The organism is Mesorhizobium sp. M7A.F.Ca.MR.176.00.0.0 (assembly GCF_004023165.1).
Classification (GTDB): domain Bacteria; phylum Pseudomonadota; class Alphaproteobacteria; order Rhizobiales; family Rhizobiaceae; genus Mesorhizobium.
In genome coordinates this window covers 24,029-44,927 of record NZ_RZTC01000030.1, presented here as the reverse complement: position 1 = coordinate 44,927, position 20,899 = coordinate 24,029, and the positions used below count along the sequence as shown (strand labels likewise).

20 protein-coding genes are annotated in these 20,899 nt (G+C 63.2%); 7 read left to right on the top strand and 13 right to left on the bottom strand.

What is annotated here, in order from left to right:
• Both EOB59_RS12805 and EOB59_RS12800 read left to right on the top strand, forming a co-directional pair.
• Window positions 1-1,011, top strand: a 1,011-nt coding sequence (locus tag EOB59_RS12805; RefSeq protein ID WP_245486610.1) for a beta-ketoacyl-ACP synthase III, incomplete at its 5' end; no start/stop codon positions are given.
• Window positions 1,012-1,284: 273 nt separating this feature from the next.
• Entirely contained in the window at window positions 1,285-1,902 is a 618-nt protein-coding gene (locus EOB59_RS12800; RefSeq protein WP_127809974.1) for an MOSC domain-containing protein, read from the top strand.
• 56 nt (window positions 1,903-1,958) lie between these two features.
• Here EOB59_RS12800 and EOB59_RS12795 read toward each other — a convergent pair whose 3' ends face one another.
• Both EOB59_RS12795 and EOB59_RS12790 read right to left on the bottom strand, forming a co-directional pair.
• A complete protein-coding gene (locus EOB59_RS12795; RefSeq protein ID WP_127272444.1) occupies window positions 1,959-2,804 on the bottom strand; it encodes an SDR family oxidoreductase in 846 nt (281 codons plus the stop codon).
• 132 nt (window positions 2,805-2,936) lie between these two features.
• Complete coding sequence (locus EOB59_RS12790) at window positions 2,937-3,899, bottom strand: D-amino acid aminotransferase (protein WP_127809975.1); 963 nt, start codon at window positions 3,897-3,899, stop codon at window positions 2,937-2,939.
• Between the two features lie 150 nt (window positions 3,900-4,049).
• Between EOB59_RS12790 and EOB59_RS12785 the strand changes: the two genes are divergently transcribed.
• Window positions 4,050-4,553, top strand: a complete 504-nt coding sequence (locus EOB59_RS12785) for a hypothetical protein (protein ID WP_128288481.1) — start codon at window positions 4,050-4,052, stop codon at window positions 4,551-4,553.
• A 6-nt stretch (window positions 4,554-4,559) separates the two neighbouring features.
• Here EOB59_RS12785 and EOB59_RS12780 read toward each other — a convergent pair whose 3' ends face one another.
• Window positions 4,560-4,874 (bottom strand): DUF2293 domain-containing protein, encoded by a 315-nt coding sequence (locus EOB59_RS12780; protein WP_127322835.1) that lies wholly within the window; start codon window positions 4,872-4,874, stop codon window positions 4,560-4,562.
• On the bottom strand, window positions 4,871-5,410 hold the full coding sequence (tsaA, locus tag EOB59_RS12775) for a tRNA (N6-threonylcarbamoyladenosine(37)-N6)-methyltransferase TrmO (protein WP_128288480.1): 540 nt from the start codon (window positions 5,408-5,410) through the stop codon (window positions 4,871-4,873). The genes EOB59_RS12780 and tsaA overlap by 4 nt, the downstream gene beginning before the upstream one ends.
• A 122-nt stretch (window positions 5,411-5,532) precedes the next feature.
• On the opposite strand from tsaA, the gene EOB59_RS12770 reads away from it, so the two are divergent.
• Together EOB59_RS12770 and metF are read left to right on the top strand one after the other, a co-directional pair.
• The gene (locus EOB59_RS12770) at window positions 5,533-6,540 is read left to right on the top strand and encodes a metalloregulator ArsR/SmtB family transcription factor (RefSeq protein WP_023813166.1); all 1,008 of its coding nucleotides are present in this window, start codon (window positions 5,533-5,535) and stop codon (window positions 6,538-6,540) included.
• Window positions 6,540-7,457: a methylenetetrahydrofolate reductase [NAD(P)H] gene (gene metF / locus EOB59_RS12765; RefSeq protein ID WP_023813165.1), complete on the top strand. Its 918-nt coding sequence runs from the start codon at window positions 6,540-6,542 to the stop codon at window positions 7,455-7,457. The genes EOB59_RS12770 and metF overlap by 1 nt, the downstream gene beginning before the upstream one ends.
• A gap of 474 nt (window positions 7,458-7,931) precedes the next feature.
• Here metF and EOB59_RS12760 read toward each other — a convergent pair whose 3' ends face one another.
• Window positions 7,932-8,849: a DMT family transporter gene (locus EOB59_RS12760; protein WP_128288479.1), complete on the bottom strand. Its 918-nt coding sequence runs from the start codon at window positions 8,847-8,849 to the stop codon at window positions 7,932-7,934.
• A gap of 200 nt (window positions 8,850-9,049) precedes the next feature.
• Between EOB59_RS12760 and EOB59_RS12755 the strand changes: the two genes are divergently transcribed.
• Window positions 9,050-10,270: an alanine racemase gene (locus tag EOB59_RS12755; RefSeq protein WP_013530936.1), complete on the top strand. Its 1,221-nt coding sequence runs from the start codon at window positions 9,050-9,052 to the stop codon at window positions 10,268-10,270.
• A gap of 91 nt (window positions 10,271-10,361) precedes the next feature.
• Here the strand turns inward: EOB59_RS12755 and EOB59_RS12750 are convergent, their stop codons facing one another.
• Both EOB59_RS12750 and EOB59_RS12745 read right to left on the bottom strand, forming a co-directional pair.
• Window positions 10,362-11,543, bottom strand: a complete 1,182-nt coding sequence (locus EOB59_RS12750; protein WP_128288478.1) for a lytic murein transglycosylase — start codon at window positions 11,541-11,543, stop codon at window positions 10,362-10,364.
• A gap of 409 nt (window positions 11,544-11,952) precedes the next feature.
• Window positions 11,953-12,753, bottom strand: coding sequence for a GH25 family lysozyme (locus EOB59_RS12745; RefSeq protein ID WP_127321779.1), 801 nt, complete (start codon window positions 12,751-12,753; stop codon window positions 11,953-11,955).
• Between the two features lie 227 nt (window positions 12,754-12,980).
• Between EOB59_RS12745 and EOB59_RS12740 the strand changes: the two genes are divergently transcribed.
• Entirely contained in the window at window positions 12,981-14,360 is a 1,380-nt protein-coding gene (locus EOB59_RS12740; protein WP_128288477.1) for a serine hydrolase, read from the top strand.
• Between the two features lie 17 nt (window positions 14,361-14,377).
• Here EOB59_RS12740 and EOB59_RS12735 read toward each other — a convergent pair whose 3' ends face one another.
• The 6 genes from EOB59_RS12735 to EOB59_RS36220 all read right to left on the bottom strand — a co-directional run bounded on the left by EOB59_RS12735 (window position 14,378) and on the right by EOB59_RS36220 (window position 20,890).
• Window positions 14,378-14,686, bottom strand: a complete 309-nt coding sequence (locus EOB59_RS12735) for a HigA family addiction module antitoxin (protein ID WP_023813159.1) — start codon at window positions 14,684-14,686, stop codon at window positions 14,378-14,380.
• Window positions 14,687-14,695: 9 nt separating this feature from the next.
• Window positions 14,696-14,992 carry a type II toxin-antitoxin system RelE/ParE family toxin gene (locus tag EOB59_RS12730; protein WP_128288476.1) on the bottom strand — a complete coding sequence of 99 codons (297 nt, stop codon included), beginning with the start codon at window positions 14,990-14,992 and terminating at the stop codon, window positions 14,696-14,698.
• A gap of 110 nt (window positions 14,993-15,102) precedes the next feature.
• Entirely contained in the window at window positions 15,103-15,786 is a 684-nt protein-coding gene (locus EOB59_RS12725) for a class I SAM-dependent methyltransferase (protein ID WP_128288475.1), read from the bottom strand.
• A complete protein-coding gene (locus EOB59_RS12720) occupies window positions 15,783-17,081 on the bottom strand; it encodes a DUF3419 family protein (RefSeq protein WP_128288474.1) in 1,299 nt (432 codons plus the stop codon). Before EOB59_RS12720 ends, EOB59_RS12725 begins: the two co-directional genes overlap by 4 nt.
• 31 nt (window positions 17,082-17,112) lie before the next feature.
• Window positions 17,113-19,161 carry a hydantoinase B/oxoprolinase family protein gene (locus EOB59_RS36225; protein WP_245486609.1) on the bottom strand — a complete coding sequence of 683 codons (2,049 nt, stop codon included), beginning with the start codon at window positions 19,159-19,161 and terminating at the stop codon, window positions 17,113-17,115.
• Window positions 19,112-20,890 carry a hydantoinase/oxoprolinase family protein gene (locus EOB59_RS36220; protein WP_245486608.1) on the bottom strand — a complete coding sequence of 593 codons (1,779 nt, stop codon included), beginning with the start codon at window positions 20,888-20,890 and terminating at the stop codon, window positions 19,112-19,114. The genes EOB59_RS36225 and EOB59_RS36220 overlap by 50 nt, the downstream gene beginning before the upstream one ends.
• Between the last annotated feature and the right edge of the window lie 9 nt (window positions 20,891-20,899).

The following is a 20,899-nucleotide window of genomic DNA, read 5'->3' as shown; positions in this document are numbered from 1 at the left end:
CGCCAGGATACTGGCGAGCCGCCGCTGCCGAAATCGGACAGCGACTTCATCGTCCACGCCTCGGGCGTGCGCACCCGTCATGTGATCGAGCGCGAGGGCATCCTCGACCCGACTCGGATGGCGCCGCGCATTCCCGCACGGCCCGACGATGCGCTGTCGCTGGAGGCCGAGTTCGGCATAGCCTCGGCGAAGAAGGCCCTCGACCATGCCGGGCTGCAGCCGTCGGATATAGACCTGGTGATCTGCTCGGCCTCGCATCACCAGCGGCCCTATCCGGCGATCGCCATCGAAATGCAGGAGGCGCTGGGGACGAAGGGCGCGGGCTTTGACATGGGGCTTGGCTGTTCTTCGGCGGCGGCCGCCTTGCACATAGCCGTCAATTTGGTGCGGTCGGGCGCGCACAAGCGCATTCTGGTGACGACGCCCGAGATCATCACCGGCCATCTCAATTTTCGCGACCGGCAGACGCATTTCATCTTCGGCGACGCTTCGGTGTCGATGGTGGTCGAAGGGCTGGCCAAGGGCGACAAGCGGCCGGGGCGCTTCGAAGTGCTCGACACGCGCGTCTGGACGCAGATGTCGAACAACATCCGCACCAATCTGGGCTATCACACCCGCACCGCCCAGGATGATCCTTACATGATCAATCTGGAAGGCAATCTGATCAAGCAGGTCGGCAACAAGGTGTTCAAGGAAGTCACCGTTGCCGGGCAGAAATTCATCGTCGAATTCCTGGCCGAGCACGGGCTGACGCCGCAGGCGATCAGGCGCTTCTGGCTGCATCAGGCCAATGCACGCATGAATGCGATGATCCTGAAACTGTCGTTCGGCCACGAGGTCGACCACGACCGCGCGCCGATGGTGCTGGAGCGGCTGGGCAACACGGCGGGCGCCGGCGCCATCGTCGCGCTGTCGGAAAACCACGCCGACATGAAGCCTGGCGATTTCGGCCTGATCTGCGCCTTTGGCGCGGGGTATTCGATAGGCGGTGCGCTGCTGCGGATGCTCTAGCTATGTCGATATTCAGGTGAGGCCGCCCGGCGAATGGCTACGCTTCCCCGCGTCGCGGTAGGGCTGAACTCACGTACCCAAAAGTACGCTCCGTTCCTGTGCTCGGAATACACTTTGGCGCTCAATACGCCTTGTTGCGTTAGGCTGGTGCGAACGGCACTCGCCTGGCGATCGCCATCCCATCGGTGACGTTGATCGGACGATCAGCACTTTCGACTGGACGCCGCGAAGTCCGCCCGGCTAATTCGCTGGATGACGAGAGAAAAGAACGCCATGCTGGATCTCTTCCCCGAGGCTGAAAAGCCGATCGAAATCATCCCCGCGCGAAAGCTTGCCGCCAAGGCGGCAGCGCTTTACGTGGCGCCGGCGGATCATTTTCAGACGCGCCCGGTGGACGAATTGCTGCTGGATTTCGATGGCATAGCAGGCGATTTTCATGCCGGACCGACACGCCGCGCGGGCGGGCGCGAGCCCTGGTATCCGCGCGGCACCGAAATGCGCAACGAACGGCAATTGTCCATAGTGGCAGCGGACGAACTGGCGGTTGTTGCCCAACGCATGGGCCTGGCCGAGATCAGGCCGGAGTGGATCGGCGCCAATCTTGTGATCGAAGGGGTGCCGAACCTCTCGATGCTGCCGGCCGGCACGCTGCTGTTCTTCAAGGGCGGCGTCACCATCAAGATTGACGCACAGAACGGACCTTGCCGCATCGCCGGCCGGTCGCTCGCCGAAAACGCCGGAATGGCCGACGTCGAAGCCGGCGCGCTGTTGTTCCCAAAAGTCGCGAAACGGCTGCGCGGCGTCGTCGCCTGGGTCGAGAAGCCCGGAACGGTCAGGGTCCGCGAAGAAATCTCGGTGCGCGTGCCGGAGCAGTGGATCTATTCGGCATAGCTGTGCGGCAACCAGAGGGCAGGAGCTACGCCGCCGTGGCGGCGTAGCCAAGCTCACTAGGCGTTAGCTTTGCGGTTCTTCTTGGCGCCTTGCGCCATAACGGAAACGTGGTCCCACTTGTCCCATGTGGCGAGTCGGTTGGCGTATTCCTGGCGTATCATCGGCAGGCCGCCGTCGCCGAAGAACACCCTGAGCGGTGGCTCGGCGGCGTCGACAATGGCCAGCATCGCCGGCCCGGTGGCCTCTGGATCGCCGGCAACGGAATTGGCGCGGCGCTCTGCCATCTTCGCACGGGCGGGCGCATAGGCCTCGATCGGCTGAGAGATCTTGGCCGACGGGCCGGCCCAGTCGGTGGAGAAGCCGCCCGGTTCGACCAGCGTCACATGGATGCCGAATTCCGCGACCTCGATGCTCAGCGACTGGCTGAAGGCCTCCAGCGCCCATTTCGAGGCGTGGTAGAGGCCGAGCGAGGCAAAGGCATTGACGCCGCCGATCGACGAAATCTGGATGATGTGGCCGGAACGCTGCGCCCGCATGATCGGCAGTGCGGCCTGAGTGACCCACAGCGCGCCGAAGACATTGGTTTCGATCTGGTCGCGAGCTTCCTGTTCGCTGACCTCCTCGATGGCGCCGAAATGGCCGTAGCCGGCATTGTTGACGACGACGTCGAGCCGGCCAAAACGCTTGTGCGCCTCGGCGACTGCGGCATCGACGGCTTTCTTGTCGGTGACGTCGAGCTTTATCGCGGCAATCCTGTCGCCGTATTTCTCGACGAGATCGGCGAGCGTGCCGGCATCGCGGGCGGTGGCCGCGACGCTGTCGCCGCGCGCGAGTGCAGCCTCGGCCCAGACGCGACCAAAGCCCTTCGACGATCCGGTGATGAACCAAACCTTTGATGTCATGATCTTGGAGTCCTTGCCCCTGCGGGCGTGATTTTGCGTGAAAGCGGAGGCTTCTCCGCTTTCGGGCATATACGGTCCGTCCTCTGATTTTCCAGAGGCGACCGGAATCTTTCGAAAAAGACGCCTGAATTATCAGGGATAATTCACCTGAGACGACCACGCCGGATCCTCGTGCTTCTCCCAATAGAGCGCCATCAGCCGGCTGGTGATCGGTCCGACCTTGCCGTTGGCGATCGCCGCGCCGTCGATCTCGGTCACCGGCATGATGCCGCCCGCGGTCGAGGTGATGAAGACCTCGTCGGCCTCGCGCAATGCAGTGACGCTGACATCGGCCGCGGTGGCGGCAAGACCTTGTTCGGCGCAGAGATCGAAGACGGTGCGGCGGGTTATGCCCGGCAGCACGCCAATGGAAGGCGTCGACAGCTTGCCGTCCCTGACGCAGAAGACGTTGAAGCCCGGACCCTCGGCGACATTGCCGTTGAAGTCGAGGATCAACGCGGTCTCGGCGCCGCGATCATAGGCATCGTAGAGGCCGCGCACCAGATCGAGCCAGTGGTAGTTCTTGATCGCCGGGTCGATCGAGGCCGGCGGAATGCGCATCTTGTCGCTGATGGCGACACGCAGGCCGCGCTGCAACTGCTCGGCATTGGCGACCGAGCCGAACGGCACGGCGAACGCCATGAAGCGGTTGACCGCCTGGCGCGGGTCGCGGCTGAAAGTCGGCGAGGCGCCGCGTGTGCACAGCATTTCGACATAGGCGGCGTGATGACCGGACAGCGCCACGCAATTGTGCAGGATTTCTGTCACGCTGTCGCGATCGAAGGGAATGGTCATGCGCAGCTTTTCCAGCCCGCCGAAGAAGCGCTCGAGATGCAAATCGAGGCGGAAGAAGCGGCCATTCCAGACATGCACGGTGTCGTAGGTGGCGTCGGAATGCAGAAAACCCCAGTCCAGCACCGAGATCTTGGCCTGCGACATCGGCAGGTATTGGCCATCGAGGAAGGCGACGCCCTCGGGATAGGAGTGCGGGTCGACATGGCGGTCGCCAACCACGGGCAGTTGCTTCTCGTCCTGTGTTGCCATTGTCCGGCTCATCGGGGCCTCCTGTCACGCAGGCGAGAGGCTAGCGGCGCTGGGCAGAAGGCATAGAGCCACCCGCCCGGCGTTGTTCGGCCTCCATGACGATCTGGCCGATACATTCGATCGCGATTGCCCTATCGTTCCGGGTCTGAACGGGAGGGGAAAATGGGTAGGTTTGGGGCCGTCACAGCGGCAATGATGATGTTCGCCGCTGCGGGCGACGCCCGCGCCCAGTGCGCGCGCGAAGGCGAGGAATTGTGCCAGAGCGGCCAGACCTATCGCTGCGAGAAAACCGGCGGCGAATTGACGGCGACCTTCCAGAATGTGCCTTGCGCGGTGAACGTGCCGTCGCTGAGCGGCACCTGGGTAGGCAATGGCCACCAGAGCCCGGCTGGCGATGCCGGCGCCGACTGGGCGATTGCCATGACCATCAACGATGGCAGCGCGTCGATCGACTATCCGTCACTCGGCTGCGGCGGATCGCTGTCACAGACGTCCAGGGACGACATTTCAGCGGAATACCACGAGAGCATCACCTACGGTCAGGACAAGTGCATCGACGGCGGCAACATCACCGTAAGGTTTTACAAGGGCAATCTGTCCTGGATTTGGGTCGGCCACGCCGATGGCCAGCCCTACAATGCGGTCGCCGTGCTGAAGCGGAAGTAGCCGTGGTCATTCCTCCTCGTCGTCGGCGTCGAGCAGGCGGGTTGCGCGCCAGCGGGTGAGCACGATGTTGGTCTGCTCGATGACAAAGAAACGCGCCGAGTCGCGGTCATAGCCTTCGCTCAGCAGTTTTTCGTAATCGGTGTGCATGTGGCGGATATGGGCAATCGTCGCCAACCATACGGCGATGCCCGGCGGCAAGGTCTTCATGTGGACCGCGCCGGCGTCGCCGCGGATCTTCTCCATGTCGGCATAGGGCGCCAGCGGCAGAAGAGCGGTCAGCGCCTTGGCGATGGCGCGGCGGCGGCCGGTCGGCGCTGTCATCGCCGGGTCCGATCGGGCTCGTCGCGCCCTTCGATGGTCGCCTCGGCAATAGCGTCGGTCGAGGCGAAATAAGGTTTGATGTCGATGACCGGCGTGCCGTCGAGCACGTCAATGGCGTCGAGATCGATGCGGCCGGTGCGTTGGTCGAGCGCGACGAGCCGGACCACATGCAGCCCGATGGGGTTGGGGCGGGCAGGGGAGCGCAGCGAAAATACGCCTTTCGCTTCAGCGGCATGGCGCGGTTTCTGCACAATCAGGTCTCGCGGCGCATGATGCAGCCAGGACAGGATAATGACGTGGCTGGCGCGCTCCAGCCCCTGCAGGCCACTTCGGTAGGCTGCGTCGATGGTCAGCACCGCCTTCTGCCCGGTCTCGCGCGCGGCGCGCATGTTCTTCGGGCAGGTTTCGCGCGTCGTCCATGGCGAGGCAATGCGGCCGATGAAGACGATCCCGCCATCAGGCGGCATCAAGGCCGGATCGTTCTCCAGCCTCTGCTCGCCTTCGCGCGCCTCGAACATCTCACGCGTTTCAGTCATGGTCCACGTCTCTTAAAGCGCCACACAAACGGCATTTTCTTGTCCGCAAGCGACATTGCGCTTGCAAGGTCTCGAAAATCGACATAAACATATGTTTATATCTTTTCAAAGAGAATACGCTGATGCATGTCTCGCTCGACACTATGGTGGATACGTTAAAGGCGGCGGCCGAATCCAGCCGATTGCGCATACTGGCACTTCTGTCGCGCGGTGACCTCACCGTTTCCGATCTTACCGAAATTCTCGGCCAGTCGCAGCCGCGCGTTTCGCGGCACCTGAAGCTGCTTCTGGAGGCCGGACTGATCGGCCGCTATCAGGAAGGGTCGTGGGCCTTCTTCCGCCTGTCGGATGCGGATTCCGCGCGTGACTTCGTCATGGGGCTGGTTTCCGGCATTCGCGGCGCCGATCCGCAGGTCGAACGCGATCTTGAGCGCCTGGCCTCGGTCAAGCGCAAGCGGCAGGACCGGGCGGTCGCGTATTTTTCCGTGAATGCGGCAAGCTGGGACCATATCCGATCGCTGCATGTGCCGGACCGCGCCGTCGAAGCCGCAATGCTGAAACTGGTCGGCAAGCGGCCGTTCCAGTCGATGCTCGATCTCGGCACCGGCACCGGGCGGCTGCTTGAAATCTTCTCGCCGCTTTATCGGCGTGGTGTCGGCATCGACATGTCGCGCGAGATGCTGACCGTGGCGCGCGCCAATCTGGACAAGGCCGGCGTTTCGAATGCGCAGGTTCGGCAGGGCGACATCTTCGCGCCGCCGGTCGAGCGCGATGCCTTCGATCTCGTCACCATCCATCAGGTGCTGCACTACCTCGACGATCCCGCCCGTGCCATCCACGAGGCGGCGCGGCTTTTGCGTCCGGCCGGACGCCTGGTCATCGTCGATTTCGCGCCGCATGCGCTGGAATTCCTGCGTGAGGAGCACGCGCATATGCGGCTCGGCTTTTCCGACCGGCAGATCGCCGACTGGTTTTCGGAAGCCGGCCTCGATCTTGAAGACAGTCAGGAATTCGAGCCGCGCGGCGGCAACGAGGCCAGGCTCACCGTAAAACTCTGGCTTGGCCGCGACCGGCGCCTCTTGATCGCCGATCCTTCCAACGACACAAGGCAGATAAGGGAAACCGCCTGATGAACCAGTTCCGCTTTTCCCGCCGCCCCGACATTGGCGACAAGGTCAGGGTTTCCTTCGAATTCTTCCCGCCGAAGACCGACGAGATGGAAGCGAGGCTGTGGGAGACGGTGACAAGGCTGGAGCCGCTGAAGCCGAAATTCGTCTCGGTGACCTACGGCGCCGGCGGCTCGACGCGAGAGCGCACCGCGCGCACTGTAAAGCGCATCCTGACGGAAACCGGTATTCCTGCAGCGGCGCATCTGACCTGTGTCGGGGCAACGCGCGACGAGGTCGACGCGGTCATCCAGGATTACAAATCGATCGGCATCAACCGGTTCGTGGCGCTGCGCGGCGATCCGGCTTCCGGCGTCGGCGGACCGTATCGGCCGCATCCCGGTGGATACGAGAACGGCGCGGAGCTGGTCGCCGGGCTCAAAGCGATTGCTGATTTCGACATCTCCGTCGCGGCCTATCCGGAAAAACATCCGCAAAGCCCCGATTTCGCCACCGACATCGAGATGCTGAAGCGCAAGGTCGACAATGGCGCGACGCGTGCCATCACGCAGTTCTTTTTCGACAACGATCTCTACGAGCGCTATGTCGAGCGCGTCCGCCGCGCCGGCATCTACATCCCGATCGTGCCGGGTATCCAGCCGGTTCACAGTTTCAAGCAGGTCGCGAACTTTTCCGCGAGGGCGGGCGCGCATGTGCCCGGCTGGCTGGCGGAGCGTTTCGAAGGCCTCGACCGGGACCCGCAGACGCATGCGCTGGTGGCGTCGGCGGTGGCGGCCGAACAGGTGATGGACCTGGTCGAGCGCGGTGTCGGCGATTTCCACTTCTACACCATGAACCGCGCCGATCTGGTCTTTGCCATCTGTCATATGATCGGCATCCGCTCGCACGAGGCGGCGGCCGCCGGATCAGCTGCGGCATGAGAGTGGGTTGAACGACAAAAGGCCGGGAAAAACCCGGCCTTTTGAATTGGTTGGACTATTTGGGTGCTGGTCTTCCCCGCTTTGGCGGTCAGGGAAGGAAGCCCATAATAAGGGCTCCGATAAAGGCGAACGCAGCACAGATCATCAATGCGTTGATAGGCCTCGTAAGTCCCATGACATAGCCTCCTCTTAAAGAGCTATGTCACGGAGTCTAGGTTCATTTGTGCCACAGGCAAGCGGAAAATGTGCTGCATTGCGACGTGATTGTGAAATCCGCGACATGTCTTTTGCCGTTAGGCTTTGAAACTCCTAAGCAAAAACCAGCTTCAGGCCTGTGAATAAAATGTGGCCGACTCGTGTCGCTGCCGTGTCATGGCAGCGCTACCGCTGCGGAAGCCGAATTCAACTTTCGCGATGCGGGGGGCAATTGGGTGGTTAGAGCATCCTTTGCGCGTCCAGTGGACGCGCGGCGCTCTAACGTCGGCCGAACAGCCGCCCGTCAATGGTGACGAGGCCGAGCGCGATCAGCACCACGCCGCCGATTTCGAACAGCTCCAGCCGCTCGCCAAGGAACAGGAAGCCGAGCAGCATCGCGCTGGCCGGTACGACAAGCGTGACCAGCGAAGCGTTGGTCACGCCGGCCGAGGCGACGAGGTTGAAATAGAGGATGTAGGCGAAGGCAGTGGACAGAAGCGCCAGCGCCAGCACCGCCGTCCAGACCGGGGGCGAGGCCGAAAACAACCCGGATGGACCGTGGGTAAAGAGCACGATCGGGATCATGATGATGGTCGATGCCGTCAACTGTCCGGTGGCGATGATCGGCGAGGGCACGCCCGTGAAGCGGCGGGCGACCATCAGCGCGACGGCATAGGACAGCGACGCCCCGATCAGCGCGAATTTGGCCCAGACCGGGCCGCCGAGCCCGGCAAGCAGGCCGGGGCCGATCATGACAGCCGTGCCGGCGATGCCGAGCGCAATGCCGGCGAGCTTGTTCCAGGACAGCTTTTCGTCCGATGTCAGCGCGTTGGCGAGGATCAACGTCCAGAACGGCGTTGTCGCGTTGAGCACCGAGGCGATGCCGGCTCCGAGCTCCGTCTGGCCGGCGAAGATCAGCGAGAAGGGCACGACATTGTTGGTGAGCGCCAGCAGGAAGAACAGGCCGGCATGCGGAAGCGCGAGGCGAAAGGACGGGCCACGCAGACCGAGATAGATCTGCAGCGCAATCGCGGCGATGGCGACGCGAAACAGCACCAGCACCAGCGGGGGGAGTTCCGCCACCGCGATGCGCGCAAAGAAGAACGAGCCGCCCCAGATCGCGCCGAGCAGCAGGAGTTGCCCCCAATCCTTGAGCACCATCGGTCCGCGTGGTGCGGATGTCGCGGCCATTGCCATGTGAGTCGCCCTCCCAGACGTATGCCAGTCAGGCAGAAGCCATATCCGGTTCGGAGACAAGGGCCACCCGAAACGTGATTGATGGCAAACGCCTGCCGCCAAGACCTAGCGCCCCAGCGTCAGCCGTACGAGACACAGAATTGTTTTCATTAGCCGCTAGCTTGGATTAATTGTGCGCAGGCTAGATCAAGGATTCGTCGATGCAGCGATTCGAGAATGCCCGCGAGGCGGCACTGGCGCTTCGCCCGGACGATCCGGTCTATTGCTTCCGCCCGCAGGTGCTGATGGCGGATGCCAGGCAGTTCATGGGCATGTTCCCGGGCAAGACCGCCTATGCGGTCAAGACCAATGGCGAGCAGATCGTGCTGAAGACGCTGGTCGAAGCCGGCGTCAAGGCTTTCGACGTCGCGTCGCCGGGCGAGTTCGCCGCCGTGCGTGCCGTCTCTCCCGATGCCGAGATGCTCTACATGCATCCGGTCAAGGCGCAGTCGGATATCAAGCTGGCGCTGGAGAAATACGCCATCCGCGTCATTTCGCTGGATCATGAGGACGAGATCACCAAGCTGACGCGAGTGGTGCGGGCGCTCGACATCGATCCGGGCTCGATCAGCGTGTTCGTGCGGGTGCAGACCAAGGGCCATGCCGCTTACGAGTTGTCGAAGAAGTTCGGCGCCGGGCCGGCCTATGCCGTCGAACTGGCCGAGCGGCTGAACCGCACCGGCTACAAGGTTGGCCTGTGTTTCCATGTCGGCAGTCAGATCGAGGATCCCGACACCTATGAGCGGGCACTGGCTTCCGCCGATTGGGTGCGCAACCGGCTGACCTTCGATATTGCCGGGCTCGACGTCGGCGGCGGTTTCCCCGCCGAATACGGCCATGACCCCAACCGCAAGCAGATCGAGATGCCGTCGCTCGGCCAGATCATGTCGCGGCTTTCGGGCGATCTGAAAGAGTATCAGTTCGACCAGATGCCGCTGGTGGCCGAGCCGGGCCGCGTAATCGTGGCGCGCTGCCTGTCGCTGATCGTGCGGGTGCTGCTGCGCAAGGGAAAGCGGCTCTACATCAATGACGGCATCTGGGCGTCGCTGTCGGATTCATGGACCGGAAAGATCACGCTGCCGGCCCGCTTCATTCCTGATCCGGCGATCCGCTCGCGCAATGGCGAGGAAAAGAACATCGTGCCGTTCAAGGTCTGCGGGGCGACCTGCGATTCCGTCGACATCCTGTCGCGGCCGTTCTGGCTGCCGGAAACGGTCGATACCGGCGACTGGATCGAGATCGGCCATATCGGCGCCTATTCGCTCTCGCTGCGGACCCGCTTCAACGGCTTTTACCCCGACACCTTCGTCGAGGTGACGACGCCGTTCGACGAGGGCGACGCGCCGCAGGGGTTTGCGAGTTTGGAGACAATGGCGGATTAGGGAATAGGGAATAGGGAATAGGGAATAGGGAATAGGGATAGGGTGGCAGGCACTGCTTCGGAGTAATTTTCTACTGCCTACTGCCTACTGCCTACAATTTCCCCAGCAGCTCCGGCGTCGGCCAGCCATCCACCGGCAGGCCTAGCCGCATCTGCTCCTTGCGGATCGCCTCGCGGGTGTTGGTACCCAAAATGCCGTCGACAGTGCCGACATCGTAGCCTCTGGCTTCGAGCTTGGTCTGCAGCGCCTTCATCTGCTCGTTGTTGAGGCCGGTCTCGGGATTGCGCGGATCGAACTGTTCTTCTCCCGCCAACCTGGCGGCGAGGTTGGCCGCGGTCAGCGCATAGGTGAAGGACTGGTTCCACTCGAGATAGACGTCGAAATTGTCATAAGCGAGGAAGGCGGGCCCCTTACGGCCCATGGGCAGCGCCAAGCCTGCCTTGAGGCCGTTGTCGACCAGCGGCGCGCCGCTGGGGTAGGTGACGCCCCATTGCGCCCACTGCGACAGCGGCAGCTTGTTGGTGCGACCGGTCTGGTCCCACGGCATGTCTTCGGGCACGCGGACTTCCTGGATCCAGGGCTGGTCGCGTTTCCAGCCGCGCGACAGCACTTTGTTGGCGGTGGTCATGATCACATCGGGCACGCTGCCGCGCAGGTCGATCTTGCCGTCGCCGTCGCCGTCGACGCCGCGTGCCAGATAATCTGAGGGCAGGATCTGCGTCTGCCCGATCTCGCCGGCCCAGGCGCCCCTGACATCGGCCGGCAGCACGCCGCGATCGATCAATTGCAGAAGCGGTATCAACTGAGGCCGAAACAGTTGCGGGCGCCGGCAATCATGCGACAGCGTCACCAGGGCGCTCAGCGTGTGGAAGTCGCCCTGCACGGCGCCGAAATCGGTCTCCAGCGCCCAGAAGGCGGCGATGATCGGCGCCTGGACGCCGAACTGCTGGTCGGCGCGGGCGAAGACATCCGCGTATTTCTTCATGTTCGCCGCACCTTGCTTCAGGCGATAGGCCGAGATCATGCGGTTGGAAAACTCGACAAAGGTTTGGGTGAAGACGCCCTGGGCGCGGTCGCGTGCCAACACCTTGTCGTCGAAGGTTGCCGCTTCAAGGGCGTCGAGACCGGCAGTGCCGACGCCGGCCGCCTTGGCTTCCGCGGCGACGCCCTGCTTCCACGTCTCGAAGTCGCCGCCGCATTCCTGCGCCATCGCCGGCAAGGCCGTGGCACACAGGGTCAGCGCAGCCGCGAGGACTTTGGAACGCAGTCGCATCAGCTTCCTCTCGAAACGAATAGCGGGCAGTTGTTGTGCTCCCCCGGAGGCCCAACGCCCTGAATTGCCGGCGGTTGCACTTTTCACCGCTGGCTGTGTCGAAAAGCAGGCGGCAGGCCCGGTGTCAACGGTTCTTGTGCCGCAGCCCCTTATTCCGCCAGCTTCTCTGCCGTTGCACGGTGTCAACAGTGTTCTGCGGAGCTTCTTATCTCGGACGGACTCGCTGCCGTTGCACCGGTTCAACGGAAGCTCTGCTGGAGTGATTTGATCCATGGCGGTGCTGCCGTTGAACCGGTTCAACGGAAGCTCTGCTGGAGTGATTGATCCATGGCGGTGCTGCCGTTGCACCGGTTCAACGGAAGCTCTGCTGGAGTGATTGATCCAGGGCGGTGCTGCCGTTGAACCGGTGTCAACGGGTGTTCTGCCGCAGCCACTTGTTCCAGGTGGCTTCACTGCCGTTGAAGACGTTGATGTCGGCCTTGCCGGTCATGCCCGGAATGATCCCGGTTCCTGTGTACTGCCAGAATGTGAAGGGGTGGCTGCCGTATTTCTCACGTGGATGGCCGGCGACAGAACGCAGCCAGTACGGATAGCCGCGAAACCCCGCCAGGCCGTTGTCGTCGAAGAAGTCGACCGAGGTGTAGATGATCGGCTTCTTGCCGTAGTGGCGTTCGACGATCTCGAGGAAGGTGGTCATCTCCGCGCGCACCGTGGCGGCGTCGGGACGCAGCCTGCAGGTCGGCGATTGTGGGTTCCATTCCATGTCGAGGACCGGCGGCATCGCCGAGCGATCGACGGGGACGTTGCGGATGAACCAGCGCGCCTGCACGGCAGCCGGGGTGCAGAAATAGTAGAAGTGATAGGCGGCGCGGGGAACGCCCGTAGCTTTGGTCCGGGTCCAATGCTCGTTGAAGTATTCATCGAAGCGATCGCCGCCCTCGGTCGCCTTGATGAAGGCGAAGGAGATGCCGCTGGCCTTGGCCGCCGGCCAGTCGACCGAGGTCTGGTATTTGGAAACATCGGTGCCGTGGACGGCATAGTTCCACGGCGCGCCGCTCTCCCATTCATGCGGCTTGGAATCGGCAAAGCGCGGCGCCCGGACAGTGACCGTCGGGCTGCTCGACGCCGACGGCGACAGTGGCGAGAGATCGTCTACTGTCGAGCACGCGCCAAGCAGCGCTAGCATAATGAGGCCCGCAAGACGGCGCATCGCAATTCCCGAGCCGGATTCAGCCGGTCGCTGATGGGTCTATACCTGATGGCCGGCTTGTGATCGGGCCCCCTCCGAGCGATCGCCCCACAGCATCGCTCAGCATATCCTGTGATCGCCGATCATGGTTGATAATCCGTTGATGGCGCTCGACAAGCATTGTGATTTGCGGAAGCAATGGCGGCAAATCGATGACATAAGGGTCGCGCAGGGCCCGGAGGAAATAAATGCGGATCGTCGTCAAGATCGTCAGATGGCTGCTTGGCCTGATCGTGCTGGCGGTCGCCGCGCTGTTTGCGTGGCTATACATCGCGCCGCCCGAATTGATCCGCGTCGGTTCCGGCTATTCGGCCAAGATCGTCTGCTCGAATGTCTTCATCGCCGGCCGGGACGCCAATGAGGTGCTGGCCGTCGACGTGCAGGCGCCCGGGCATCCCCTGCTGCGGTTAATGCGTGTTTCGGTGGACAAGAACAGGGGAACGGTGTCTGCCGGCCTGTTCGGGTTTCTCGGCAAGAGCGTCGCTGTCGCCCGCGACGGGCTTGGCTGCGCTTCGGTTCCGGACGGCGATGTCGGCAAGGCGCGGCGGACCGCGATCCAGGCGGAGCCGTCGGCGGCCACCATGGGCGACCTGTGGCCGGAAGGCGAGCGGGTCGAGGCATCGCAGGATCCGGTTGTTGCCAAACTGCTCGACGATGCGGCGCTGACCGGCACCGGCATGCGGGCGGTGGTGGTGGTCAAGAATGGCCGCGTCGTCGCCGAGCGCTACAGCGAGGGCTTTTCCGCCAAAACGCCGCTGCTCGGCTGGTCGATGACCAAGACGGTGAACGCCGCCATCGTCGGTACGTTGGTCAAGGACGGCAAGATGGCTTTCGACGACAAAAACCTGTTCGCGCCGTGGAAGGCGGACGGCCGCGCCGCCATCAGCCTTGCCGAGATGATGGCGATGTCGAGCGGGCTGGAGTTCAACGAGGATTATGGCGACGTCGCCGACGTCACGCGCATGCTCTATCTCGAACCTGACATGGCGGGCTTTGCCGAATCAAAGCCGCTGGCGGCCGAGGTCGGCAAGGTGTTTTCCTATTCGAGCGGTACGGCGGTGATGCTGTCGCGGCTCTGGCAGGACGCGATCGGCGACAAGGCCAAGGCACTGACATGGCCGCGCACGGCGCTGTTCGAGCCGCTCGGCATGCACAGCGCGGTGCTCGAGACCGACGAGCAGGGCACTTTCGTCGGCTCGTCCTATCTCTACGCAACCGCGCATGACTGGGCGCGCTTCGGCCAGTTCCTGCTGCAAGGCGGCGTATGGGACGGCAACCAGATCCTGCCGGTTGGCTTCGTCGACTGGATGCGCGAGCCGGCATCCGCCTCGAAGGTCTACGGCAAGGGCCAGTTGTGGATCGAGGCCCCGGGCGATGAGGAAAACCCGGGCGCCGGCGTCGCGGCAGGCCTGCCCAAGGACACGTACTGGATGGAAGGCCATGACGGGCAGACGGTTGCCATCATCCCCTCGGAGCAGTTGGTGGTGGTGCGGCTGGGGCTAACGCCTGCCAAGCTCGGCTACCGGCCGCAGACGATGGTGGGGGCGCTGATCAAGGCGCTGCATTAGCGCGGCGCAAACTCTTGCTATGCAGCTGTCGCCAATGGCTTGGCGCGGTCAACTCGCGCCCGCTCGTCGGGCGAGTTCATGACCTGCCAAAGATCGCTGCGGCGCTGGACGTTCAACCAGAAGTCCGGGCTGTTGCCGAACACCCGCGCCAGAATAAGCGCGGTCGCCGCCGTCACGTTGCGGCGGTCGTTGCACAATTCGTTCACATGCTTGCGCTGGACCCCCATCGCCTCGGCCAAAGCCGCCTGCGTCAGGCCAAGCGGCTGCATGAATTCTTCCGTGAGAATTTCGCCAACCGTTGCCGGCTTGCGTGCGGTCATCAACATGTTCTCACCTCATCTATAGCTGTAGTCGTCGAGATAGATGTCCGACGCCTCACCGCGGCCGCCGTCCCAGCGGAAGATCAGCCGCCATTGCTTGTTGACGCGTATTGAATGGAAGCCTTCGAGAATACCGCGCAGCTTCTCGAAATGATTGCTGGGCGGCACACGCAAATCCTGATCGATCATCGCGTCGTCAATCATCTGGAGCTTGCGGAACAAACGGCTTTCGAGATCGGACGGAATGTTGCGAGAATGGGTGTCTTCCACGACGAAGGCGCGCAGCCATTCATCCCTGAAGCCGATGATCACCACATGCTTCCATGCATGTGAGATAGTGTACCGCTCTCGGGGTCATAAGGCAACGTTGATCCAACGGATCGTGGCTGCTTCGCCTTTATGTGCCTTTCCCACGGCAATATTCAGGAAGTGATCTTGATAACCGCCAGCCAGGCATAGCCGCGATAAAGCGTACGGAAACGGAAGCTTGCGCTGGTTCGCCGAGATTCCGATTCCAGCACTTCGCGCAACGATTCACGCGGCGCGACGTGGAATTTTTTCAGCCAGCCGCGCAGCAAGGTCCGGAACCAGCCGGGCAGGCCTTCCTGCTGGCCGAAATCGATGATGTGCAGCGAACCGTTCGGCGACAGGGCGGCAAGCGCTGCCGACACAGTTTTTTCCCAACCGGGGATCATCGACAGCGAATAGGACACGAAGACACGGTCGAAGCGTTCGACACCGAAGAGTGCACGGGCATCGAAATCGGTGGCATCGCCCCTTGCCAGCACGACGCGGCCGGACAGGCCCTCGCGGTCGATCGCCTTTCCGGCCGTTTCCAGCATTTCGGCCGAGATATCGAGGCCGTAGAAGAGGACATCGGGATAGCGGCGGGCAGCCAGGATGATGTTGCGGCCGGTGCCGCAGCCGAGCTCCAGCACGGTACCACCGACAGGCACGTCGAGCCCCGAGATCATTAGGTCGCGGCCGAGCAGGTAGTATTTGCGGGTCAGGTCGTAGATATGGCGCTGCCAGCGGTAGACGCCGTCCATCAGTTCGGCGTGGTTGGCCTTGAATTCGGGGCTGGCCGGCAGCTCGCTGGTGCTCATGCCGCGCGCTTTAGGTAGAGGTGGAAGCCGCCATAGATGGCCGAGCGGTCGCGGGCCGAAAATTCGCGCGAAGCCTCGTCCTGATAATCCCACTGCTCAAGCAGCGAGTTGGAGACGCGACCCGGCAGCAGGCTGGGTTCGGCGGCGGTGCGGAAGATGACGCGGGCGCCGGCTGACGCGGTGCGGGTGATCTCCGCCCACAGCGCGTTGAGCTGGTCATCGGTCATCCAGTCCTGCGCGTCGAGCAGGACGAAGCGGTCGACGGAGCCTGCATCCTTGCCGGCGAGGAATTCGATCAGATTGGCATGGTGGATGGCGACGCGGTCGACATTGCCGCGGATGGTCTCGTAATTCTGTTTTTCGAGATAGGCGGGCAGGGCGGCCTCGCCGGGGTTCGGATAGCGCCGGGCGAAGGCCTGCCAGGCGAAGTAGTTGTTCTCAAGCGGAAAATCGCAAGCGAGCTTTTCCAGCCGGGCTTTCAGCACGCTGGCCATGGTGCCGTCGCCAGAAGTGATCAGCGAATCGTACTGCGCCGGCGGGATGCCGAGGCCGAATAGCGAGGCCTTGCGCGACGTCGCCCATTTCAAAAGCTTCTTGTCGAAGACCGGCGCCAGCTCCTCGTTGAAGAAGCGGCGCTGCTCGCCGATGTTCCTGGCCTGCATGATGGCGGCTGGATTGACGCCGAAGAACTTTGCCGTGCGATGGCCCATGGCGATGAACAGGCCGAGCAGGCCGGTCTGGTAAAAATTGCGGTCGAACACAGTGATGCGCCTGATACCGCGCCAGTTGCGGCGCTCCCAGTAGTGACGGCTGACAGGATCGAGATGCGGCGCGATGAAACGGTCATACGATTTCGAATTGTGGCTGGTGTCGGCGGCGCCGAAGAAGCGGAACAGGTCGCCCTGCGATGGCAGGCGGCGCACCGCCTCCAGCTTCATGCGGTTCAGCGCGATGTGCGCGGTGTTGAGGTCGACGGCGTCGACCCGGGCCGGCGAGCGCGTGAGGTAGGCCAGAATGTTGCAGCCGCCGGAGGCGATGGTGACGACGCGGTGGCCCTGGCCAAGCTGCATCGCCTCCATGTCGACATCGGGGTCTTCCCAGATCTGGGGGTAGACGAGGCCGGAGAACAGGAAGGCGAACAGCCGCTCCGAAATGCCGGCCTTCGACAGCGGGCGGTTCTGGTAGACGGCCTTTCCAACTTCCTTGCCGCGGCGAAAAACCAGATCTGCGGAAACGTCCGTCATGGCAAGATGATTCCCCATTTGCTTTGCCGCAAGCGGGTAGCGCAGGGGCATGACAGCCCGGTGACAGCCTGTTGACGCCTTCTTACAGCTTGCCGAATCCCCCCGGCGTCGGCGTCGTCAGGATGACGGCGTCGCCGGCCTGAAGCAGGGTCTGGTCGCAGGCTTTTAGCACGTCGATCGCACCGTCCTTGCGGCGGACCTTGGTCGACCCGACCTCGCCATCGCCGCCACCGTCCAGCCCTTGCGGCGGCCGGTTGCGGTGCGAGGACAGGATCGCGCATTCCATCTTTTCGAGGAAGCGGATGGTGCGCCTGGTGCCGTCGCCGGCGCTCCATTTGCCTTTGCCGCCGGATCCTTCCCGAATGTGGAAATCCTCGAGCAGAACGGGAAAGCGCAGCTCCAGCACTTCCGGATCGGTGAGGCGCGAATTGGTCATGTGGGTGTGGACGCCGGAGGTGCCGGCAAAGCCGCGGCCGGAATTCATCTGGCCGGCCGGCGAGCCGGAGCAGATCGTCTCGTAATACTGGTATGTCTTGTTGCCGAAGGTCAGGTTGTTCATCGTGCCTTGCGCGTTGGCCATGGCGCCCATGGCGCCGAACAGCGCGTTGGTGACGTGCTGCGAGGTCTCGACATTGCCGGCGACGACGGCGGCGGGGTAGGCGGGTTTCAGCATGCAGCCGTCGGGAATGATGATGTTGATGGGCCGCAGGCACCCGGCATTCATCGGGATCATGTCCTCGACCATGACGCGGAAGGCATAGAGCACGGCGGCGCGGGCGACGGGTTCCGGCGCGTTGAAATTGTTCTTCATCACCGGCGAGGTGCCGGTGAAGTCGACGGTCGCCTCGCGCTTTTGCCGGTCGACCGTGATCTTCACCTTGATGATTTGGCCGGTGTCGGTCGGGTATTCGTACTGCGAACTGTCGGGCAGCCGCTCCAGCACGCGGCGCACGCTTTCGGCCGCATTGTCCTGGACATGGCCCATATAGGCCTCGACGACATCGAGGCCGAAATGCACGACCATCTTGCGCAGTTCCGCGACGCCCTTTTCGTTGGCGGCGATCTGCGCCTTGAGGTCGGCGATGTTCTGGTGCGGATTGCGAGCTGGATAGCGGTGGTCGGTGAGCAGCGTTTCCAGCTCCTTCTCGCGGAATTTTCCGCGGTCGACGATGCGGAAATTGTCGAACAGCACGCCTTCCTCGTCGACCGTGGTGGCGAGCGGCGTCATCGAGCCGGGTGCCGTGCCGCCGATATCGGCATGATGGCCGCGCGAGGCGGCCCAGAACAGGATTTCCTCCCCCCTCGAGGGGGAGGTGGCGGCGAAGCCGCCGGAGGGGGTCGGATCGACCGGGTTCGACGCTCTTGCGGTGCCTTCCGAGAGGACCCCACCCGGCCGCTGCGCGGCCACCCTCCCCTCGAGGGGGAGGGAAAACACCGGCGTCACCACGGTGATGTCGGGCAGATGCGTGCCGCCATTGTAGGGCGCGTTGAGGGCAAAGACGTCGCCGGGGTGGATGTCGCCGGAATTCAGCCGGATGATGGTTTCGACCGAGCGGTCCATCGAGCCCAGATGCACCGGCATGTGCGGCGCATTGGCGACCAGCGCGCCATGGCGATCGAAGACGGCGCAGGAAAAATCCAGCCTTTCCTTGATGTTGACGGAATAGGCGGTGTTCTGCAGCGTCACGCCCATCTGCTCGGCGATCGACATGAACAGGTTGTTGAAGACCTCCAGCATGACCGGATCGGCCTCCGTGCCGAGCGCTGCCTGCCGGCGCTTTTTCTCGACACGGCGCAGGAGCACATGGTTCCTGGCGGTGATTTCGGCCAGCCAGCCCGGCTCGATGACGATCGTCTGGTTCGGCTCGATAATCAAGGCAGGTCCGGCAACCCTGTTTCCCGGCTTCAGCGCTTCGCGGCGGAAGATGGGTGAAGTGCGCCACTCTCCCTCGGTGAAGATTTCGCGGGTTTGCGAAGGGCTTACGGCAAGGTCTTCGGTTCGCGATTCAGTTTCGTCGCGCCCGGTGCCGCCGGTGTCCGTGCCTTCGACGCCGACGGTCTCGACGATCATCGGCTTGTCGTCATAGACGAAAACCGACGAAACCGAACTGCGCCTTGTGGGCGCTTTCAAAATCGCGCCTGGCCTGGAAAATCGAATCCGCCTCGAAATTCACCGGCAGTGTCGTGTCGGTGCCGTCATAGCGAATGTGCAGCACCGGCTTCGTGGCGACCGTATCCTCGCCGATGCCTTGCGCCGCGAGTTCGGCGACAACGGCTTTTCTCAAAATGGCAATGAGGTTGCCGATCTCCATTCTGGACTCTTCGGCAAGCGGTTTCAGCAGCGCCTGCTGGCGCGAGGCAAAGACCGATGACAGGCCGATACCATAGGCCGACAGCAGGCCGGAGAAGGGATGGATCAGCACCGCCTCCATGCCGAGCGCATCGGCGACCAGGCAAGCGTGCTGGCCGCCGGCGCCGCCAAAACAGTTCAGGAGATATTCGGTGACGTCGTAGCCGCGCTGGACAGAGATCTTCTTGATGGCGTTGGCCATGTTCTCCACGGCGATGGTGACGAACCCTTCGGCGACAGTCTCGGGCGACCGGCCATCGCCGATTTCGGCGGCGAGTGCCGCAAATTTTGCTCGCACCGTCTCGACGTCGAGCGGCTCGTCCTGGCCGGGTCCGAATATAGCCGGAAAGAAATCGGGCTGCAGCTTGCCAAGCATGACGTTGGCGTCGGTGACGGCGAGCGGGCCGCCGCGCCGGTAGGCTGCCGGGCCGGGATTGGCGCCAGCCGAGTCAGGTCCGGCCCGGAAGCGACCGGCCTCGCAATGCAGGATCGAGCCGCCGCCGGCGGCGACGGTATGGATGCGCATCATCGGCGCGCGGATGCGCACGCCGGCGACCTCGGTGTCGAAGGCGCGTTCGTATTCGCCGTCATAGTGGGCGACATCGGTGGAGGTGCCGCCCATGTCGAAGCCGATGACCTTGTCGAAGCCGGCGAGCCTGGCCGTCTCGACCATGCCGACGACGCCGCCGGCCGGTCCTGACAGTAGTGCGTCCTTGCCCTGGAACATGTCGGCAGCGGTGAGACCGCCCGACGACATCATGAACATCAGGCGGGGCGATTGGCCGATCTCCCCCACAAGGGGGGAGCTTGGCGCCGCGCCCAGCTCTCCCGCCACCCTTTGCACATAGCGCGACAGGATCGGCGACAAATAGGCGTCGACCACCGCGGTGTCGCCGCGGCCGACCAGCTTGATCAGTGGCGAGACTTCGTGGCTGACCGAGACCTGGCTGAAACCAAGTTTGCGGCAGACTTTTGCCACCGCCTTCTCGTGGTCGGGGTATTTCCAGGCGTGCATGAAGACGATGGCGACCGCATCGATGCCATCGGCCCTGGCCTGTTCGATCGCCGGCCGGCAGGCGGCGATGTCGAGCAATTGTTCGACGCGGCCATCGGCGCGCACGCGCTCGTTGATTTCGATGACGCGCTCGTAGAGCTGTTCGGGAAGGATGATCTCCTTGGCGAAGATGTCCGGACGCGCCTGGTAGGCGATCTTCAGCGCGTCGCGAAAGCCCTTGGTGATGAGCAAAAGCACGCGGTCGCCCTTGCGCTCCAGCAGCGCATTGGTTGCAACCGTGGTGCCCATCTTGATGTCGCCGATCAGGCCGCTCGGGATCGTGTCGCCGGCCGACAAGCCAAGAAGGTCGCGAATGCCCTGGATGGCAGCATCGTTGTAGGCTTCGGGATTTTCGGAGAGAAGCTTGCGCGGGTGCAGCCCGCCTTCCGGATCTCGGCCGATGATATCGGTGAATGTGCCGCCGCGGTCGATCCAGAAATCCCATTTTTCGGTCATGACAGCCCC

What these genes read in the sequence shown, in the direction of transcription:
- EOB59_RS12750 (WP_128288478.1), bottom strand. Translation starts at nt 11,543, where the DNA reads ATGCGACTGCGTTCCAAAGTCCTCGCGGCTGCGCTGACCCTGTGTGCC.
- tsaA (WP_128288480.1), bottom strand. Translation starts at nt 5,410, where the DNA reads ATGACTGAAACGCGTGAGATGTTCGAGGCGCGCGAAGGCGAGCAGAGG.
- EOB59_RS12720 (WP_128288474.1), bottom strand. Translation starts at nt 17,081, where the DNA reads ATGCCCCTGCGCTACCCGCTTGCGGCAAAGCAAATGGGGAATCATCTT.
- EOB59_RS12735 (WP_023813159.1), bottom strand. Translation starts at nt 14,686, where the DNA reads ATGTTGATGACCGCACGCAAGCCGGCAACGGTTGGCGAAATTCTCACG.
- EOB59_RS12745 (WP_127321779.1), bottom strand. Translation starts at nt 12,753, where the DNA reads ATGCGCCGTCTTGCGGGCCTCATTATGCTAGCGCTGCTTGGCGCGTGC.
- EOB59_RS12770 (WP_023813166.1), top strand. Translation starts at nt 5,533, where the DNA reads ATGCATGTCTCGCTCGACACTATGGTGGATACGTTAAAGGCGGCGGCC.
- EOB59_RS12790 (WP_127809975.1), bottom strand. Translation starts at nt 3,899, where the DNA reads ATGAGCCGGACAATGGCAACACAGGACGAGAAGCAACTGCCCGTGGTT.
- EOB59_RS12800 (WP_127809974.1), top strand. Translation starts at nt 1,285, where the DNA reads ATGCTGGATCTCTTCCCCGAGGCTGAAAAGCCGATCGAAATCATCCCC.
- EOB59_RS12725 (WP_128288475.1), bottom strand. Translation starts at nt 15,786, where the DNA reads ATGAGCACCAGCGAGCTGCCGGCCAGCCCCGAATTCAAGGCCAACCAC.
- EOB59_RS12760 (WP_128288479.1), bottom strand. Translation starts at nt 8,849, where the DNA reads ATGGCAATGGCCGCGACATCCGCACCACGCGGACCGATGGTGCTCAAG.
- EOB59_RS12795 (WP_127272444.1), bottom strand. Translation starts at nt 2,804, where the DNA reads ATGACATCAAAGGTTTGGTTCATCACCGGATCGTCGAAGGGCTTTGGT.
- EOB59_RS12785 (WP_128288481.1), top strand. Translation starts at nt 4,050, where the DNA reads ATGGGTAGGTTTGGGGCCGTCACAGCGGCAATGATGATGTTCGCCGCT.
- EOB59_RS36220 (WP_245486608.1), bottom strand. Translation starts at nt 20,890, where the DNA reads ATGACCGAAAAATGGGATTTCTGGATCGACCGCGGCGGCACATTCACC.
- metF (WP_023813165.1), top strand. Translation starts at nt 6,540, where the DNA reads ATGAACCAGTTCCGCTTTTCCCGCCGCCCCGACATTGGCGACAAGGTC.
- EOB59_RS12755 (WP_013530936.1), top strand. Translation starts at nt 9,050, where the DNA reads ATGCAGCGATTCGAGAATGCCCGCGAGGCGGCACTGGCGCTTCGCCCG.
- EOB59_RS12780 (WP_127322835.1), bottom strand. Translation starts at nt 4,874, where the DNA reads ATGACAGCGCCGACCGGCCGCCGCCGCGCCATCGCCAAGGCGCTGACC.
- EOB59_RS12740 (WP_128288477.1), top strand. Translation starts at nt 12,981, where the DNA reads ATGCGGATCGTCGTCAAGATCGTCAGATGGCTGCTTGGCCTGATCGTG.